The organism is Undibacterium umbellatum, assembly GCF_014284125.1.
Classification (GTDB): Bacteria; Pseudomonadota; Gammaproteobacteria; order Burkholderiales; family Burkholderiaceae_D; genus Undibacterium; species Undibacterium umbellatum.
This window is the reverse complement of record NZ_JACOFX010000030.1, coordinates 1-17,874: the sequence shown is the minus strand read 5'-3', so window position 1 is coordinate 17,874 and position 17,874 is coordinate 1. Positions and strand designations below refer to the sequence as shown.

At 49.1% G+C, this 17,874-nt stretch carries 15 protein-coding genes; 3 read left to right on the top strand and 12 right to left on the bottom strand.

The features are described from left to right. Genes H8L47_RS27710 through H8L47_RS27690 form a run of 5 tightly spaced genes read right to left on the bottom strand, consistent with a single transcriptional unit; the run spans position 1 to position 3,021 of the window. The gene (locus H8L47_RS27710; protein WP_186957064.1) at positions 1-387 is read right to left on the bottom strand and encodes a DUF6463 family protein; all 387 of its coding nucleotides are present in this window, start codon (positions 385-387) and stop codon (positions 1-3) included. Then, a complete protein-coding gene (locus H8L47_RS27705) occupies positions 377-559 on the bottom strand; it encodes a hypothetical protein (RefSeq protein ID WP_186957063.1) in 183 nt (60 codons plus the stop codon). The genes H8L47_RS27710 and H8L47_RS27705 overlap by 11 nt, the downstream gene beginning before the upstream one ends. Beyond that, on the bottom strand, positions 556-945 hold the full coding sequence (locus H8L47_RS27700) for a DUF6463 family protein (RefSeq protein ID WP_186957062.1): 390 nt from the start codon (positions 943-945) through the stop codon (positions 556-558). The genes H8L47_RS27705 and H8L47_RS27700 overlap by 4 nt, the downstream gene beginning before the upstream one ends. Beyond that, entirely contained in the window at positions 929-2,281 is a 1,353-nt protein-coding gene (locus H8L47_RS27695; RefSeq protein WP_186957061.1) for an ABC1 kinase family protein, read from the bottom strand. The genes H8L47_RS27700 and H8L47_RS27695 overlap by 17 nt, the downstream gene beginning before the upstream one ends. Continuing rightward, the gene (locus H8L47_RS27690; protein ID WP_186957060.1) at positions 2,278-3,021 is read right to left on the bottom strand and encodes a TetR/AcrR family transcriptional regulator; all 744 of its coding nucleotides are present in this window, start codon (positions 3,019-3,021) and stop codon (positions 2,278-2,280) included. Before H8L47_RS27690 ends, H8L47_RS27695 begins: the two co-directional genes overlap by 4 nt. Positions 3,022-3,295: 274 nt before the next feature. Here H8L47_RS27690 and H8L47_RS27685 point away from each other — a divergent pair, with 274 nt between their 5' ends. Continuing rightward, positions 3,296-3,913, top strand: a complete 618-nt coding sequence (locus H8L47_RS27685) for a DUF3885 domain-containing protein (protein ID WP_186957059.1) — start codon at positions 3,296-3,298, stop codon at positions 3,911-3,913. 26 nt (positions 3,914-3,939) lie between these two features. Here the strand turns inward: H8L47_RS27685 and H8L47_RS27680 are convergent, their stop codons facing one another. Beyond that, the gene (locus tag H8L47_RS27680) at positions 3,940-6,198 is read right to left on the bottom strand and encodes a helicase C-terminal domain-containing protein (protein WP_186957058.1); all 2,259 of its coding nucleotides are present in this window, start codon (positions 6,196-6,198) and stop codon (positions 3,940-3,942) included. After that, entirely contained in the window at positions 6,195-7,865 is a 1,671-nt protein-coding gene (locus H8L47_RS27675; protein WP_186957057.1) for a VRR-NUC domain-containing protein, read from the bottom strand. Before H8L47_RS27675 ends, H8L47_RS27680 begins: the two co-directional genes overlap by 4 nt. Positions 7,866-8,067: 202 nt before the next feature. Between H8L47_RS27675 and H8L47_RS27670 the strand changes: the two genes are divergently transcribed. Beyond that, the gene (locus H8L47_RS27670) at positions 8,068-8,433 is read left to right on the top strand and encodes a hypothetical protein (RefSeq protein WP_110257271.1); all 366 of its coding nucleotides are present in this window, start codon (positions 8,068-8,070) and stop codon (positions 8,431-8,433) included. Positions 8,434-8,493: 60 nt separating this feature from the next. Beyond that, on the top strand, positions 8,494-9,432 hold the full coding sequence (locus H8L47_RS27665) for a DUF5655 domain-containing protein (protein WP_186957056.1): 939 nt from the start codon (positions 8,494-8,496) through the stop codon (positions 9,430-9,432). A 49-nt stretch (positions 9,433-9,481) separates the two neighbouring features. Here the strand turns inward: H8L47_RS27665 and H8L47_RS27660 are convergent, their stop codons facing one another. The 5 genes from H8L47_RS27660 to H8L47_RS29570 form a co-directional block, all read right to left on the bottom strand. Beyond that, entirely contained in the window at positions 9,482-12,799 is a 3,318-nt protein-coding gene (locus H8L47_RS27660) for a type I restriction endonuclease subunit R (protein WP_186957055.1), read from the bottom strand. 41 nt (positions 12,800-12,840) lie between these two features. Continuing rightward, positions 12,841-14,220, bottom strand: coding sequence for a restriction endonuclease subunit S (locus H8L47_RS27655; RefSeq protein WP_186957054.1), 1,380 nt, complete (start codon positions 14,218-14,220; stop codon positions 12,841-12,843). Further along, complete coding sequence (locus tag H8L47_RS27650; protein ID WP_186957053.1) at positions 14,217-15,236, bottom strand: PDDEXK nuclease domain-containing protein; 1,020 nt, start codon at positions 15,234-15,236, stop codon at positions 14,217-14,219. Before H8L47_RS27650 ends, H8L47_RS27655 begins: the two co-directional genes overlap by 4 nt. Next, complete coding sequence (locus H8L47_RS27645; RefSeq protein ID WP_186957052.1) at positions 15,233-17,566, bottom strand: type I restriction-modification system subunit M; 2,334 nt, start codon at positions 17,564-17,566, stop codon at positions 15,233-15,235. Before H8L47_RS27645 ends, H8L47_RS27650 begins: the two co-directional genes overlap by 4 nt. A 116-nt stretch (positions 17,567-17,682) precedes the next feature. Next, positions 17,683-17,874, bottom strand: a 192-nt coding sequence (locus H8L47_RS29570; RefSeq protein ID WP_222616708.1) for a hypothetical protein, incomplete at its 5' end; no start/stop codon positions are given.

Genomic DNA, 17,874 nt, shown 5'->3' with positions numbered 1-17,874 from the left:
TCATGCCTTTGCGTGGCTAAGCGTGAAAGAACGGTATATCAGGGCAAATGCAGGCGGAAATGCCAACCAAAAACCCGAGTCCGGCATCAGTACGACGCCGGTCACGCTGAGTAAAAAAATACCCCAGGCCAGTCTATTGCTGGTGCTAAAGTCTCTGGCCTTTTCCAGGCTCGTAATTGCCGCGCCCAGCATGGCGAAAACAGGACCAAATAGAAAAAACCAGACTGCCAAACCTATCATAGGGTCTCTGCCAACAGAGTTGAATAAACCCTTTTGCCACATCCCGATAAACACATCCCCAAAAAATATGCCAGTTGCAATCGTATGCAAAACGGCGACGGCTATTAGCCAATAGCCTGTCCAGGCTAAGCCAGATTTAGTGCGCATTTGTACTTCTCCCTTTGGTCCAGACGATATCTGTATTAACGACGGCACCCATAGTCTTGAGCATATTTGTCAGCCCCAGGTAGATGCGGTTAAAATGAGGCAAGTCTTCATGCCAACCCGGCACGATTTTGCTATCGCTTGCTACGGCGGTTTCTGTGATCTTGTTTCTCATGCGCTTAGCCTTTCGCTGGAACGCCTGCTCATCAAGGCAATTGCTACAGGCATGACCAACCAAAAACCGGACATAGGCATCAGTACTACGCCGAAAATACAGAGAAGCAACATGCCCAGGCCCAGCGAGCTGGCTTGAGTAAAATCAGGTTTGCGTTCCAGGCTGTTGATAGTCATTCCCAGCAGTAAAACCGGGCCGCCAAACAACAAGAACCATATTGCAGCTGACCGTAATGGATCACGATTGACAGTATTGAATACGCCACGTTCCAGCATGCCCAGATAGACTGGGCCATAGATCAGCATGGACACGACCGGATGCAGCGCCGCAACGACGATCAGGTAACGGCCTATCCAGATTTTTCGGGGTTTAATTTGGGTTGACATGAGCTGCGCCTTGCCTGGTCCAGGCTATTTGTGTATTGACGACAGCCCCCATTTTCTTGAGCATATTCATCAGCCCCAGATAAGCACGGTCAAAATAAGGCACGTCTTCATGCCAGCCTGACAGGATGCCCGACAGCAGCCTGCTATGTTCGGCATTGATGGTTTTGGGGTAGGGTGATTTATTACTGAAATCAAACTGGCTGTCTTGAAATGCTTCCATCTTCCAGGCATGCAGGTCGGCAAGTGCGGTCATGACGCTATGATCAAATTCATCTTGCGTGACCGTATCAGAAAACAGACCCAGATCTATATATGCCAGGCGCAGGATGCGATTACGCTCCACTTCATCCTTCATCAAAAGGGCGCGCCAGCTCCGTGCCATCGCATCACAAAAGCTGAACGAGATTTTACTGGTGCAACCAAAATCCAGCACCGCCAAACGTCCGTCTGACATGAATAAAAAATTGCCAGGATGCGGGTCCGCATGCACGCGGCCCAACTCGCAAACGCTGAACCAGAACCAGTCAAACAACAATTGCCCAAAGTGATTGCGCTGTGCCTGGTCAGGTGCTGTCGCCAGCCAGGCATCAAGATGCAAGCCATCGAGCTTTTCCATCGTCAAGACGCGCTTGCTCGACATCTCATCGAAGCATTTGGGTATCACGATGCCAGGCAGGTTCACATGCTCATGAAACCAGTTGAGCTGCATCGCCTCATGCTCATAATCTAGCTCTTCACCCATCTTGATTTCCAGCTCACTCATGAAGCGGTCTATGACTTCCTTGCGTGGCAAGATGGTAGTACCCACCGCCAGGGTTTGAAAGATGCCACGCAGCATGCGCAAATCACTGCCTATGGCAGATGCAATGCCGGGGTACTGCACCTTGACTGCCAGTTGCCTGCCATCAGCCAACTGTGCATGATGTACCTGTCCCAGACTGGCTGCTGCAAAGGCATGTGCGTCAAATTGCGCATACAGGTGTTCTGGTGCCATGCCAAATTCACGCTGGAAGACTTTATGGATAAGGGCGCGGTTCAGTGGCGTGACCTGATGGCAGCCTTTCGCCAGTTCGCGGCGTATGCCTTCCGGTAAAAAGTCAGCTTCCATGCTCAGCAATTGCGATACCTTGAGGGCACTGCCTTTTAGCTGGTTGAGCGCCCTGAACAGTATGCGTCCCAGCTCAGTTTCATGGCGTTCTTGCGCAGCTTGCTTGTCGTCATCGCTGCGCAACATTTGCCGCGCCTTGTGTCCCAGCTTGCTGGCACCAGCCTGCGCCAGTGCCAGGCCTGTAATGGCAGTTCTGCCCAGCTTGCTGGCGGGCGGTGCCTTGTTCATCGTGCATCCCCCAGGCCACGTCCTAATCCATTCTGCACGAGCTTGACCATTTCCAGCAAGCCAGAACCATTTTGCATGATGCGCGATAACTGGTTGCGCAGCATGAAGCTGGCCAGCTCAGATACTTTATTGACGATGCCACTCTTCAAAGCCATGACCAGTATCGCCAGTGTCATGTCCACCAGTTGCGTGGTATTCGCAAATTCTTCTGAATCGTCCTTGAGCCAATAAGCGATGACAGCAAACAGATAATCACCAAACAAACCACCAATCAGGTTCTTGAAATCGCAAGGTGAAATATCGCCACGTTGTTCGGCCTCTTCCAGCAGGCTGATGATTTCCTGCTTCAGGGTTTGCTGACCAGGCATATTGTCACGCATCATCAGCAATGGTGATTTGCCAAAAATATCACGTGTAATTTCTACAAATTCACGATCACCCAGCAAGATCTCCAGCAAGGCATCGACCAGCCTTTGCAGCTTTTCTTGCAGGGTAAATTCTTCCCAACCCGGCGTTTCTTGCGCCACTTCCAGGGTGATTTCTATACTCAGTTCATAATAAGCCAGCAGGATTTTTTCCTTGCTGGGGAAGTACTTGTAAATCGTCGCATCCCCTATGCCCGCCTCACGGGCAATCTGCTTCATGGTAGCGGCGTCATAGCCTTTTTCAGTAATCAGATCGACCGCAGTGCGTATCAAATTGCGCCGGGTTTGCTCTTGCTGGGACTTGGAAGTTTTCATAATCGAGACGAACTTCTATAAAAATGGTGATTGAGTTCCATTAATATATACATAGTTTCGTTAAATAACAAGGTTTACTTGTTTAATGGAGTGTTTGTGTTGATTGGGGCGAGGGGGCTGTAGGTTGGGCTGGCAAGGCGTAGCCCGACCTATGCACTGATACTTCGTAGCCTGGCGGTGCCCGGATCAATCACAAGATACATACACCACAAGGCTTAATGGCATACTGTAGGCAATAAGCAGATCAATATATGACACGCACGTTCGGACATACATGCATATAAACCAAGAATTTTCGACTATACATTCCAGGATAACGAGCAGCTTCAAACATGATGTATTCGCTCGCCCACTTTTTTACACATACCCAGCTGGTTTGCGCTTTGAATTGTCTGAAAGCGGAAGCTCGCTTGATCAATTCATGACTGCCATGCGAAAGGCCACATCAATATGCAAAGACATTTTTGCAAGGGAAGCAATGATCACGGTTTGCTTGCAAAAAATTGTCGGGGCGAATCGATTTTCTATGAAATCAGTTTTGCGTGAGCTACACACGGCAGGTATTTCAATCCCTCGTCAGCGCTGTATATGGACAGCACAGGATGAAGATGATCAGGTTTACTGGGTAAATCTAGCTTTCGAGATATCATCAACGGCGCTTCAAAGTTTATTGTGGTGCGCATTTGCTTTTGACTTTTCTATACGTCCGAACCCGCATTGCAAGGTCTATTTATTCAATCTGCAAAAAGGAATTGCCGTTTTTCCATATGACGACAGGGGCATGGACGTAGCAGGAGAAAATCACGAATTACTTTTGCATTTGTACAATAAATATAACAGGCAATTATTGGATTGCGACAGACTAGCAATGGATGCGACATTTACAGCATAAAGGTGATCATTTCGGCACTTTTTGACTCACCTCACCGCCCACCATCCCGGCAACAAAGCCCGCACATCCCCACGCGCAAACCTGTCATCAATCAAATACACCACACCCTTATCATCCGTCTGCCGTATCACCCGCCCGGCAGCCTGCACCACCTTTTGCAAGCCAGGATAAAGATAAGCATAGTCATACCCAGCCCCAAAGATCTTGTCCATGCGCAGCTTGATCTGCTCATTGATGGGATTAAGCTGCGGTAAACCGAGCGTGGCAATGAAAGCACCAATCAGCCGCGCGCCCGGCAAATCGATACCTTCACCAAATGACCCGCCCAGCACTGCAAAAGCAATACCCTGACTATCCTCAGTAAATTGCGCCAGGAATTCTTCACGATCGGCTTCATTCATACGCCGGGTTTGCAAACGCACCGGAATATCAGGATGCTGGTTGATAAAGCTGCTGCTGACTTGCTCAAGATAATCAAAACTGCTGAAGAAGGCCAGATAATTACCCGGCTGCGCCTGATACTGTTGCGCCATCAAGGCGACGATAGGTGCAACAGAACGGGCACGGTCAGCATAGCGGGTAGAAACACTATCCACCACATGCACCTGCAACTGATCAGCAGAGAAGGGCGATTCCACATCCACCCAAGCCGTGCCATCTGGCAAGCCTAGCGTGTCGCAATAGTAATTCCAGGGACTGAGAGTGGCCGAGAACAGCGCCGTCGTATGGCTGGCTGCAAAACGTGGTGTCAGAAAAGCAGCAGGCACGATATTGCGTATGCATAGCGTTGATGCACCATGCTCCTTGCTGATATCAAATATCGAATGATCAGCAAAGCTTTCTGCCAGACGGTTGAACAGCAAGGCATCCAGATAAAACTGTTGCAAATCCGGTGCGAGCTGGCTGGGGTTATCCGCAAAATAAAGACCGATTTCTGTACATAGCCGCGTCAGTGCCGTCAGCAATTTCTCAGGTGTCTCTGCATGGGCCTGATAATCAGCTTCCTGTTCTTTTTCCAATTGCAGCCAGGCGCGATACAAGTTGTTCAGAGGTTTTTTGAGTGCTGGCGGAGGAGTTTTGCGCAAGCGTTTCAGGCTGTCGCGTTGCAGCTCTGCACTATACATCTGCCGCGCCCGCGTCACCATATTGTGCGCCTCATCTACCAGCACGGCGACACGCCAGTTGTTGACTATCGTTAAGCCATGCAGCAAAGCATAGAGATCAAAATAATAGTTATAGTCGCCTATGATGACATCGGCCCAGCGCGCCATTTCTATGCCCAGATAATAAGGGCAAACCTGGTGTGCCAGGGCGACACTGCGCAAGCCTTCCTTGTCCAGCAATTGCTGTTCAACAGCGGCGGCACGCGCAGCAGGCAAGCGATCATAGAAACCTTTGGCCAGCGGGCAGGCATCACCATGACAGGCTGCTTCAGGGTATTCACATGCCTTGGTTTTGGCTACCAACTCCAGCGTGCGCAAGCCCAGGTTAGGCGTGCTGTTTTGGATATTGCCCAGCGCATGCAAAGCCAGTTGCCGTCCTGATGTTTTTGCGGCCAGATAAAAAACCTTGTCCAGCTTATGCTCCGCTGTCGCCTTCAACAGCGGGAACAAACTGCCTATGGTCTTGCCTATACCCGTAGGCGCTTGCGCCAGCAGGCAACAGCCGCGCTTGCTGGCCTTGTACATCGCTTCTGCCAGTTGCCTTTGCCCCGGTCTGAATGCCGCATGTGGAAAGACCATATCACCCAAAGCCAGATCACGCGCAGCACGATGCGCCACTTCCTGCTCAGCCCAGGCAATAAAGCGGCTACACAGCAGCACAAAAAAATCTGCCAATTCAGCAGCAAGCAATTCCTGCTGCAATACCGTTTCTTTTTGACTTTGTATATTGAAATACACCAGCGCCACACTGATCTTTTGCAAGCCCAGTTTCTGGCATAACAAATGCCCATACACCTTGGCCTGCGCCCAATGCAAATGCCGGTGATTATCTGGCATGGCATGCAAGTCACCCAGAAAGGTCTTGATTTCTTCTACCTGCTGCAAGTCGGGATCATAACCATCAGCGCGGCCACGCACTTGCAAGCTGCCATGCTGGCCTTCCAGCTTCACTTCGCGCTGGTAGTTGCCGCTTCTGCGCAAGGCCACAGTTGCATGCCCGGCCATGCCTTGCTCGGCAGTGGGCGAGGGCGTAAAGCGCAAATCGAGGTCACCTTGCTTGGCCGTGAACTCGCACAAGGCACGCACGGCCACGGTATAACTGGCGGTGCTATTACTGCTCACTGTTCAGCCTCTTGCCATTCCAGGTAGCACACTGTCACAGGCATATCATGTGTCGCGCAAAAGTCCAGCCAGCGTTTCTGGTTGTCCTGCAACTTGTCGCCTGGCCCTTTGACTTCTATCATCTGGTAACGCCGCTCTTGCGGCCAAAACTGTATCAAGTCTGGGAAGCCATTACGGTTGGCACGTATGTCGAGCAAGATGCGCTCAAAACTATGCTTCAAATGTTGAGCAGGTATGCAAGCCAGCGCCATCTCCAGCAAGTCTTCAGACAGCGCACTCCAGAACACAAAGGGTGATTGCAAACTAGACTTGGCTGCATAAGTTTGCCGTATGGTCTGGCGATAAGCCCCCGTATCAAGCTGCGCAAAACAGGCAGCAAAATCATCCGCTCGCCGCGCCTGGAAATCAACACTCAATAAATCCGCAGGCCCACGCTGGAAAGGATGAAAAAACGCCCCCGGTATCGCCTTGAAAATCACAGGCCAGCACAACAAACCAAACAGAGAATTGATAAGCGCATTCTCCACATAAAACACCGGCGCATCATCACTATGCAAATGATCACGCACCACATACTCGACCACATAATCCTCTTGCGGCAAGGGCAGGCGCAAGGCCAGCTCTGTCGGTGGCTTGCTGGTCGCCTTGGCGGCTTTAGCCAGCCCCAGCTTGCGACTAAGGCGCGGCGCAATACGCAACATCTGCTGATGCTCTGCCTCACTCTCTGGCGCTTGCTGTGCCAGCGTCAGCAAATCATAGGCAGCCTGCGTCTGTTCGCTTTTCTCCAGCACACGTATGGCACGCAAGCGCGCACCAGGATAAGTGCAGCCCGCATACACCTGCTGCGCCAGCGCCCAGTCCTTTTGCTTTTCCAGGTGCTCGCCAATCTGATACAACAAGCGGTTACGGCGGCTGGCCAGCCAGGCATTGTCCAATGCATGCAAACCAGTCGCAGCCAGTTGCGCCAGCACCTCAGGCACAGGCTGCTCCCCATGAAAAGCCTCACGACAGGCATGCAAAGCCAGATAAGCATCGATATCCGCCCGCTTGCCAAAGCCACGCGAAGCCGCAGAAAACTCCACCTTCTCATACTGGAAAATACCCAGGTCAGACAACACAAACTCAGACCAGTCCTGATACAGATTGCCAAAAAACAGCAACCGCAAACGGTCACACAAATCCTTGTTCAGCACCTGGTAAGCCACATCATCCACAGCACTGACCGCACCTGAGCACCAGGCAGAAAAAGCCCGGCTGCCCGTATTCCGCAAGCCAAACAAACCCAGTTGCTCAGCCTTGGGCAATTTCTTTTCCGCAGGCGTCATCGCCAACACCAGCGCCAGTTCAGGCTTTTGCAGCAAATCAAACAAGCCAGCAATATCGACCACTGGATCAGCCTGCACCCAGCCCACATCCACCAGCGCCTTCATGGCTGCCCAAGTATCACCAATTTCGCCATACACCAGCTTGCTGGCCCTGAACACGCAACCCTTGCGCATCACCATACGCACAAACAAAGCCCGCGATGCCTGCGGCAGGCTGCCAAACTGCGCAATAAACGCCTCTTCATCATCAGCCAATAAATCCGCATAGCGCCCACCCACCCAGTCCAGCACGGCCTGGAAGTTTTCAAGGTAGTAAAAAGGATTATCCAGATTGGCAAGCATGGGGGAGGGAGTAGCGTTTAAATAACTGTATATGCATACAGTTTAGCTCAATGTTAGACACTGGGCAAACGCCAGGGATTACAATGTAGGCTTGCAGCTCCTTCCCCTTCAAGGGGAAGGTCGGGATGGGGATGGGTTTCAGTCGAAAACCCCAGGTGCGATTTGCCCTCCCATCTGCTCACAATTTTCAAAAGATCAAAAAATGAACAAAGCCGAAGCCATCCAAATCGCCAACGATTCCCTGCAAGCCAACGTCCTCAACGAAGGCAACACCCAATTCTCCCAAGTCGTTCGCTACGGCAACGACGAAGGCTGGTGGCTCAACATCCCCCTGACCAACTTCAGAAAAGAAAACCACTTCCTCATCTGCAGCGAAAAAGCCAAAATCATCCGTCACCTGATGATCAAAGCCAACAACATCCTAAGCCCCGCCACCAAGTTCCGCGTCAAGGACGGCATCGCCGACATCTTCATCTCCTCCGCCAACCCCAAGCGCCTGACCGATGTGCTGCAAGGCGGCAGCAAGTACAGTTTTAACAAGCATTTGGTGGATGAGCATAGGTATTGAGTTATTGGCGCTTCGCTCTGATAATGCGTCAATTGCTACTTTAAAAGACAACAAAATAATATGAGTGAAATCAGCTTATTCCGCCTGAGCGATGGCAAAGCCACCATGCTGCAAGGCGATACATCCGGCCTTGAGCGACCTTTACAGACACTGATAGAAAATAACCTGACAAACCTGCTGCGCATACGTTTTCTGGCATCTGAATACAGTACAGGTAAAACTCACGGAGGGCGCATTGATACGCTAGGCCTGGATGAAAACGCCTGTCCAGTGATTTTGGAATACAAGCGCTCTGTGTCTGAAAATGTCATCAATCAAGGCTTGTATTATCTTGATTGGTTGATGGATCATCAGGCAGAGTTCCAGCTATTGGTAGCAAAAAAATTGGGTGAGACTGCCGCAGCCAGCATAGACTGGAGTGCCCCACGCCTGGTGTGCATAGCCGCTGATTTCACCAAGTTTGATGCACATGCAGTACAACAGATAGATCGCAATATTGAGTTAATACGCTATCGCTTATTTGGTGAGGATTTACTGCTATTGGAACAAGCCAACGGTGGCAGCAATCCCACACCTAAAACGATCAGCAAGTCTGTCAGCGAGGTCACTCCTGCTAATCGACCCAGGAGTGGCGACAAGTCATACGCAGAATGGTTGCATGAATTGTCTCCACATCTACGCGAATTATTGACGACCGTTGAGGACTTCATTGCCTCACTTGGTGATGACGTAGAGCGAAAAGAACTAAAGCTCTATGCTGCATTCAAGCGCCTGAAAAATTTTGCCACTGTTGTTCTACAAAAGAATCGTATCGTGTTGTATTTGCATCTCGATCCAGAGCAATTTGCTGTCATGCCTGCCAATTGCAGGAATGTGAGCAATAGCGGCCACTGGGGAACTGGTGATTTGGAAGTGTCGGTTTCAAACGGTGATGATTTTGAAAATGCCAAGTCGCTCATATTACAAGCGTATGAGGGTAGGGTGACTACGCCTTTTTGATTCAATTCATCAGCGCAATTCTCTCCGCGATGTGGAGAGAATTGGAAACTCACGGCGCTGGTCGCGTCAATAAATCAAAAATCACCTTCGCAAAACCGGCATTGCGTTTAGGGTCAGACAATAACTGCATCATCTGGATTTGATGCACTTCACTACTATCCAAAATTGCGTCGTCTACTGCCTTGGAAAAATCTCCCAGCATGGCTTGTTCTGCGCTGTTGTTGGCGATCTGCTGCATGACGATAGTGTTTTCCCTGACCTTGTCGCTGATGGTATAGGCGTAATTGACCATGTCCTGGTCACTTAACTGGTCAGTGATGAACAGTTCGTTGAGTCTATGGACAATCTGCGACAAGAATTCGGTTTTCTTGTCTTTGGCCTTGGCTGTGCCTGCGCCTTCACCTGGCACTAGCTGGTATTCTTCCTGATCTTCTTTCAGCATCAAATGCTGCTGGCGGATTTTGGATACGCGGTAGTGGCTCAAAGAGATAGTCGATAAATCGATATCGTCTTCATCAACGATGGTTTCTCGCAGCATGGGGCGCAGGTTGCGGGCGTACAGGCTGAGTTTTTCCAAATCCTTGTCGTCGTAATCGACGATTTGCGACATGAATTCATAAAAGCGCACAAAAGTGCCCAGGTCTTTTTTGAAAATCTCCAGCGCATCCCTGGCTTTCTTGCAGTCTTTAAGACTGTTTTCTGCATTGGCAATCAATACCGCATCATTGAACTTCTTTGTGCGTTCAAACATTTCCTTGGCTTGCTTGTAAGCCTCTACCGCATGCTTATAGCGTTTTTGCCAGCGCTCTACAGCGGGTTTGCAGATGTTGGCAATGGCGGCGTTGCTCTTGCTTTGTACAAAGAAGGCTTTGCAGAATTGTTCAACCTCTGTCCAGGTAAAAATATCCGCGGTACGCAATTTATCAAACAGGTCAAAAATCAGGTTGGGGTTGGATACGTCTGCCAGTTCTGCTGTTTGAAAATAAGGCTGGAAGGAGGAAAGGATATCTTCAGGCTCATTAAAAAAATCCAGCACAAAAGTACCAGTCTCTTTTTTGCCAGGGTAAGTACGGTTCAGGCGCGACAGGGTTTGCACACATTCCACTCCACCCAGCTTCTTGTCAACATACATGGCGCACAGCTTGGGCTGGTCAAAACCTGTTTGAAACTTGTTGGCAACGATCATGAGTTGATAATCATCGGTATCAAAAGCCTTGCGCATATCGCGGCCTTTTAAGGCCGGGTTCATATTCGACTCTGTGAATTTTTGATCCAGCAGCGCTTCGATGTTCGGGTCTTTGTCGTTAAATTCTACTTCGCCTGAGAACGCCACCATGGCCCGTATCTTTTGATAGGCAGGTTCGCTTTCACTTTTCTTGGCAATATAAGCGTCTAAAGATTTTTTATAGCGCACGGCCTCTTTGCGTGAGCTGGTCACCACCATGGCCTTGGCTTGCCCACCCAATAAACCCATGATATGCATTTTAAAATGCTCAACAATGATCATGACCTTTTGGCTAATATTGTGATCATGCAGGCGCACCCACTGGTTGAGCCTGACTGTGGCTTTCTTGCTTTCTACCTGTTGATCAGCATCGTTGATACACATTGCCAGGTTGTATGCCACCTTGTAATTGGTGTAGTTTTGCAATACATCCAGAATGAAGCCTTCTTCTATCGCCTGGCGCATGCTGTACACATGGAAGGCAGCAGGCTTATTGGTTTTTGATGCCTGTTCTTCAGGGCGAGGGCGGCGGCCAAATAATTCCAGCGTCTTGGTTTTGGGTGTTGCGGTAAATGCCAGATAGCTCAGGTTCTTGGAAGCACGGCGCGAGGCAACCGCAGCGTCGATGATATCGTCAGAGGTGATTTCATCTTCATCATTGGCGCTGCCATCCACCATCAAGACTTCTTTCAACTTGCGCGCTGTCGAGCCAGTTTGTGAAGAATGCGCCTCGTCAGCAATGACCACATAATTACGTTCTTTCAGGCTCACACTGTTTTCTATCGCCTGCAATACGAAAGGGAAGGTCTGTATCGTCACGATAATAATTGGCTGTGAGCTTTCCAAGGCCTTGGCCAATTTTTCTGATTTGGAACCATCACCTTCCTGATTATTGATACGCCCAACCACGCCGTCGGTATGTTCAAACTGGGCAATGGTGTCTTGCAATTGCGCATCCAGAACAGTACGGTCTGTCACTACAATCACAGAATGAAATTGCTTATTTCCCCGTTCATCATACAAAGACGATAACTGGTGCGCCACCCAGGCAATCGAATTTGATTTGCCTGACCCCGCGCTATGCTGTATCAGATATTTATGCCCCGGCCCCTCAGTACGTGCAGCTGTCAGTAATTTATTCACCACGTCCCACTGGTGATAACGCGGGAAGATCAGGCTTTCTTTTTTATACTTGCGGCCTTCCCAGTCTTCTCTTTCTTCTATCTGCAAATGCACATAGCGGCCCAAAATATTCAGCAGATTGTCGGGCAATAAGACTTCATTCCACAAATAATCAGTGGCGTATTGCGTGACATCTTCAGGCACTTCATTACCAGCGCCACCATCATGCGTACCCTTGTTAAAGGGCAAGAAGAAAGTATCTTCACCCTCCAGCCGGGTCGTCATATAGACTTCATACTGGCTCACCGCAAAATGCACCAGTGCACCGCGCTTGAAAGTCAGCAGAGGTTCAGGCTTTTTGGCGACAGGGTCAATAGGCAGGCGAGTAGCGCGGTACTGACGCATGGCATTGTGCACCGCCTGTTTAAATTCAGACTTCAATTCCAGAGTCGCAACTGGGATGCCATTGACGAACAAGACCAGATCAATGCGCCAGGCCTTTGCTTTTACACTGTTTGCCTCATCCGTACCCGTAGCGTCGTCATTCCCGCGCAGGCGGGAATCCAGTGGCGCAGCATCCGCCTCCTTCACCCAGGGGCTGTAAACCAACTCAGGCACCACACGCAAACGATTCTGCTTATAACGCGCCAAAGTATCGGGGTTCAAATCATGTTCAGGCGCAAACTGGCAAAGCGAAAAGCGCGTACCACGGTCTTTCAGTTCATGCCGCAAGACACCCAGGGTGCCAAAGGTACGCATCTCTTTATTCGCCGCATTCGGGTCAGCCTTGTTGAGCTGCTGTGCCAGCCGCTCCAGGAATTTTTGTTCAGACTGCACTGGATACAAGCCACAAAACTTTTGCCATTGCTCGTCTTGCGTATCTTTGACAAAGCCCAGCACATCTTCAGGATACAAAGCCAGCTCACGGTTGTAATGTTCCGCCTTGCCGAGCAGCCAGCCATTGGCCACAAGCTGGCGTATCATGTCGTTTTGGAAGGTCAGTTCGTTGGCTTTGCTCATAAAGAGGTTCTCTGGTGTAGGCTTGGTTTAATCAAAGGCTATCAGGCGGCTAAGGCTGTGTCGCTGAGGGCTTGCCAGTCGCGTACGTCGATTTTTCCGGTGACGGCTGCGGAGATTAGAGCTGTGCGGCGTTCTTGAGCCAATTCAATTTGTTTATTTGCTCTTTCAATCAAAAAGTTAAATTTTTCTTTTTGTCTCTTTATGAATAAAAAAACTTCATCTTGTTCTTCCAAAGGGGGACATGCAACCAATATCTCATTTAGGACTCCAATATTAATAACTCCCATTGTTCCACCTCGACTTAGTAACTCAAATTGTTTGAAAACCATTTCACTTTTGAGAAATTCACATAAATAAAGTGGATTGCAAATCGTTTTAACTTCGGCCTTGATCAAACGGGGATTAATAATCCCCGGCTCAGCGCTATTTGGAAAAACCGCTACTTTCCCAAATGTACCAACACAACTAATAAGGATATCCCCCGGATTTGTGCTGTAACGAAAGAGTTCTAAGAAATCGCGCTTTGAAACGTAGTAGTCGCCGATAGTAAAGTCATTCGGAATAACTTGTTCTTGACCGTAAACTTTATAGCCTTCTTTTACATACATGTCTTTTGTGATACTTGATCCAAAGGGACCAGCTATGATTCGATCACATAGGAATCTGAATTTCTTTACGCCCCAATGTTCCGGCACTTCGCCTAGCCACTCCACACCAGAGTCCCGCATGGGGGCGTTGGGGTTGAGGCCTTTGGTGACGGCATGACTAATCACCGCCTGCCGTTTTTCTTTCAGCAGCTTGATCAACTCTTGCTGCTTCGCGATCAGGGTATCGATCTTGGCGGTTTCGTGGTCGAGGAAGTTGGCGATTTTTTGTTGTTCGTCTTTCTTCGGAATACCGATTTTTTCTGATAAATAAGCCGCTGAATCCAAGTTCTGAATTCCTGTATTTTGTTTTATTGAACAAAAATTCAAATTCTCAAAATAGAAACGACTAAAAACATAGTTCATATAGCTACTGTCAAAATCTCGAAGCGGAGTCATCTTTGCGACAAAATTTGATGTCACAGCTTCAAAAGTTTTGTCAAACAGTACAACTTGCCCTACGAGCGTTTTTTCACCCCCACCGGACTTTTCTAGCAGTAAATCACCACGCTTCAGTCTTCGGTTTTGTTTTTCTTTAGCTTCAATCCTTCGAAACGTGTAGCCATCTTCGTTTATAGTTAAACGTTGCCGATCAAAATCAGCAACACGGATAACGATAGTGTCGTTACCATCTTGTTGCGGCTCTTCGCCCCAAATACCGTTGACACAACCATCAACTGTGCGTTTAAGTTGCATAACATGCCAATGCATTGGGACTTTATCCAACCACTCAACACCAGCATCCTTATACTCAGGATAAACCTTATACCTACTCATACCCCTTCCTCCTGCGCCAGATTCAACAGATAAAACTCATGCAGCTTCGCTTGCAGTAGCTTTTTGTCGGGCAGTTGGGTTTGGTATTCGGCTATCATGGCGGGGGAAAGGCTACGGCTCAGTGCGTATTCGACGACTTCATCATCTTTGCTGGCGCATAGCAGTACGCCGATGGCGGGGTTTTCATGTGGCTTTTTGTGGTCGCGGTCTAGGGCTTCCAGGTAGAAATTGAGTTTGCCCAAGTGTTCTGGCTGGAATTTGTCCACTTTGAGTTCTATCGCCACCAGTGCGTTTAAACCGCGATGGAAGAATAAGAGATCGAGTGCAAAGTCTTGTTTGCCGACTTGCACAGGATATTCACTGCCGACAAAACAAAAGTCGCGCCCTAATTCGAGCAAGAAATGCTTTAATTTGGCGAGCAGGCCCTGATGCAAATCAGCCTCGCTGTGTTGCTCTGGCAGACTTAAGAAATCAACGATGTAACTGTCTTTGAAGACGTTTAAGGCTTCGGGGTGTAATTGTGTCAGCACCGCTGACACTTTTGGCGGTTGCAATACCGTACGCTCAAAAAGCGCGGTATTGTACTGTCGTTCAAGATCACGACTAGACCATCCCTCTTGTACAGACATCCTTAAATAAAATTCACGCTCTTCGCTCACTTTGCTGCGACTGAGAATCGTCAGGTTATGTGTCCACGGCAATTGTCTCACCAGTGGTGCGACAATTTTGTCATCTTGATAAGCATCAAAAAACTGGCGCATACGGAACAGATTGCGACGTGTAAAGCCCTTTAAATTAGGCTGAGTAATCGCTAAATGTTTTGCCAGCGCATCGACAACACCATCGCCCCATTCTGCGGCCTTGATTTTATTGCTGATGTAGGCACCAACTTGCCAATACAGTTCTATCAAGGTGGTGTTCACGGCTTGATAAGCGTGCTGGCGTGCGGCGGTGATCAGGTGTACGACTTCAGCAAAATCGGGCTGCGCGCCATTGCTCAGGTTTGATTTGCTCATGAATGCACCTCTTGCAGCAGCTTCATGATTTCTGCACTGACTGCATCCAGATCCGCATCAATCTCTGCCAGGTCACGCGGTGGCTGGTATTGGTAGAAATGGCGGTTGAATGGGATTTCATAGCCGACGACACCGATTTGCTGGTCTTTATCGTCTTTTTTGCTGGCATCGATCCAGGCGTCTGGCACGTGCGGTTGTACTTCTTTTTTGAAGTAGGCTTCGTTGATTTCGTTGACTGTTTTGGATGGATCAAGGGCGACGTTTTCAAAATCACGCAGGTCGCCATCGGCTTTGTATTCTATGGTTTTGCCATCCACGTTAAACAGGCCATAGATAGGATCAGCCTTGGTTTTGTGGATTTTTTTGATGACGGGCAGGGCGGCTGGGTTTTTCCAGCTCACTGCGGCTTCGATGACTTTTTTGTCTTTGGCGTCCAGGCTGATGTTGGCCAGCTTGGCTGCCTTGACAATGGCGTCATCGTAGTCGTTCATGTCGTCAAACTGTGACTTGCCTATCTGCGCTTGCAGGGCCTGGGCTTTGAGCATGCTGGCTTTGGCACTTAACCAGGTATCGCGGTTGAGCAGGTCTTTGATTTGCTTTTCTTTGAGATCAGCAAAATGGATTTTGATGTAGCGGCGTATGGTGTCTTCATGCTGACCAAGTTCGCCATAGTTCATGCAATCCGTTGCATCGCTCCAGATAGCGCCTGGCAGATTGGCGAACTCTGCGTATGCCCATTGCATGATGCTGTTCAATGCGCCGGATTCAAAGCGCAGTGTAGCGATGCGTTCATCAGAGAACTGGTAAGACTGTCGTAGCGGGCGCTCGATGGTAATGCGGCGGTAGCCAAATTCATGGGTCTTGAAAATCTTGGCGGCAAAGGTTTTTGCTGCCTCCGTCTTTGGGTTTGCCGATTGTCTGCCGCGATTACTTTTTTGTTCGGTAGGTTTATCCAGTTCACGCGCATCAACGGCTTCAAAATCACCAAAGCAGCGGATGATGGTGGCGATGTCGTCGGCGCTCATTTCATTGCGCTTGCTGCCCAATGACTTGCGCATTTTGCTGTAAAGATTGCTGCCGTTGATCAGTTGCACCAGGCCTTTTTTCTCGTCAGGCTTTTTGTTGGACAGTATCCATACATAGGTGGCGATGCCGGTGTTATAGAACATATCAGTCGGCAGGGCGACGATGGCTTCCAGTAAATCTGCTTCGAGAATATAGCGGCGGATTTCAGACTCGCCAGAACCTGCGCCGCCAGTAAAAAGCGGGGAGCCATTGAGGATAATGCCTATGCGCCCACCGCCATCCTTGGCATCGCGTAACTTGCTGATGAGGTGCAACAGAAACAGCAAAGAACCATCTGATACACGGGGCAGGCCCGCGCCAAAGCGACCATCAAAGCCTTTTTCATTGTGTTCTTTGATGATGTCTTCTTCTATCTTTTTCCAATCAACACCAAAGGGGGGATTGGATAGCATGTAGTTAAAGCGTTCGCCATACAGTTGATCGTTGGAGAGGGTATTGCCAAGCTTGATGTTTTTGACCTCTTGCCCCTTGATCAGCATATCTGCTTTGCAGATGGCATAGCTTTCAGGATTCAACTCCTGGCCATACGCGCGTATGACGGCGTTGGGATTTAATTCATGTACATATTCCATCCCTGCCGACAAGAAGCCGCCAGTTCCTGCTGTAGGGTCATAGATGGTGCGGATGATGCCTGGGGTGGTCAGTGCTTCATTGTCTTCTATAAACACGAGTGAGGTAGTCAGGCGCACGATATCACGTGGGGTGAAGTGTTCACCTGCAGTATCGTTTGAACTCTCAGCAAAGCGGCGTATCAGTTCTTCAAATACCAGGCCCATATCATGGTTGGACACGGCGCTGGTGCTCAGATCAATGGTGCGTACTTTTTGCACGACCTTGTAAAGCAAATTGGCGTCGTTGAGCTGACCTATGAATTCAGCAAAATTGAAGTATTCAAAAATCTCACGCGCATCTTTAGAAAAGCTTTGGATATAGCTTTCGAGGTTGGCTTTGATACCGCTTTCACCCAATTTGGACAAATCCATTTTGGATGTGTTGAAGAAACTCAGGCCACCAGTCGCACGCAAGAGCAATTTTTCCTGCGCCTCTTCGGGCAAATTCATGCTTGCTATTTTCTGCTGTTCCGCCAGTACGGCTTCTTTGCTGGCTTCCAGCACACATTCCAGGCGACGCAACAAGCAAAACGGCAAGATGATGCGACCATACTGGCTTTGTCTAAAATCACCACGGAGCAGGTCGGCAATTGCCCAGGATTCGGTGGCAAGGTTATTGGATGTTTGTGTCATGGATGATTCTTTGTTCTTCAAAATCGTTGAGCTGAAGCAGTTACATCGCTGCTTGCAAATGTGCATTGCAGACAAACGAGATGTTTTCGTATGCTTGCATTTGTTTGATTTGTATATTACCTGAATGGCAATTGGCTGCCTATGAGATTAGGCCAGGGGTATCGCAAAAAATGCGATGAAGTGAGGTATCCTGATTTTTTAGGACATTCCTGTTTGTTAAAATAAACGATCAGGAGAAATAATGAAACAGAAAAAGAGATATACACCGGAATTGCGGGAAGAAGCAGTGAAACTTGTGTTGGCACAAG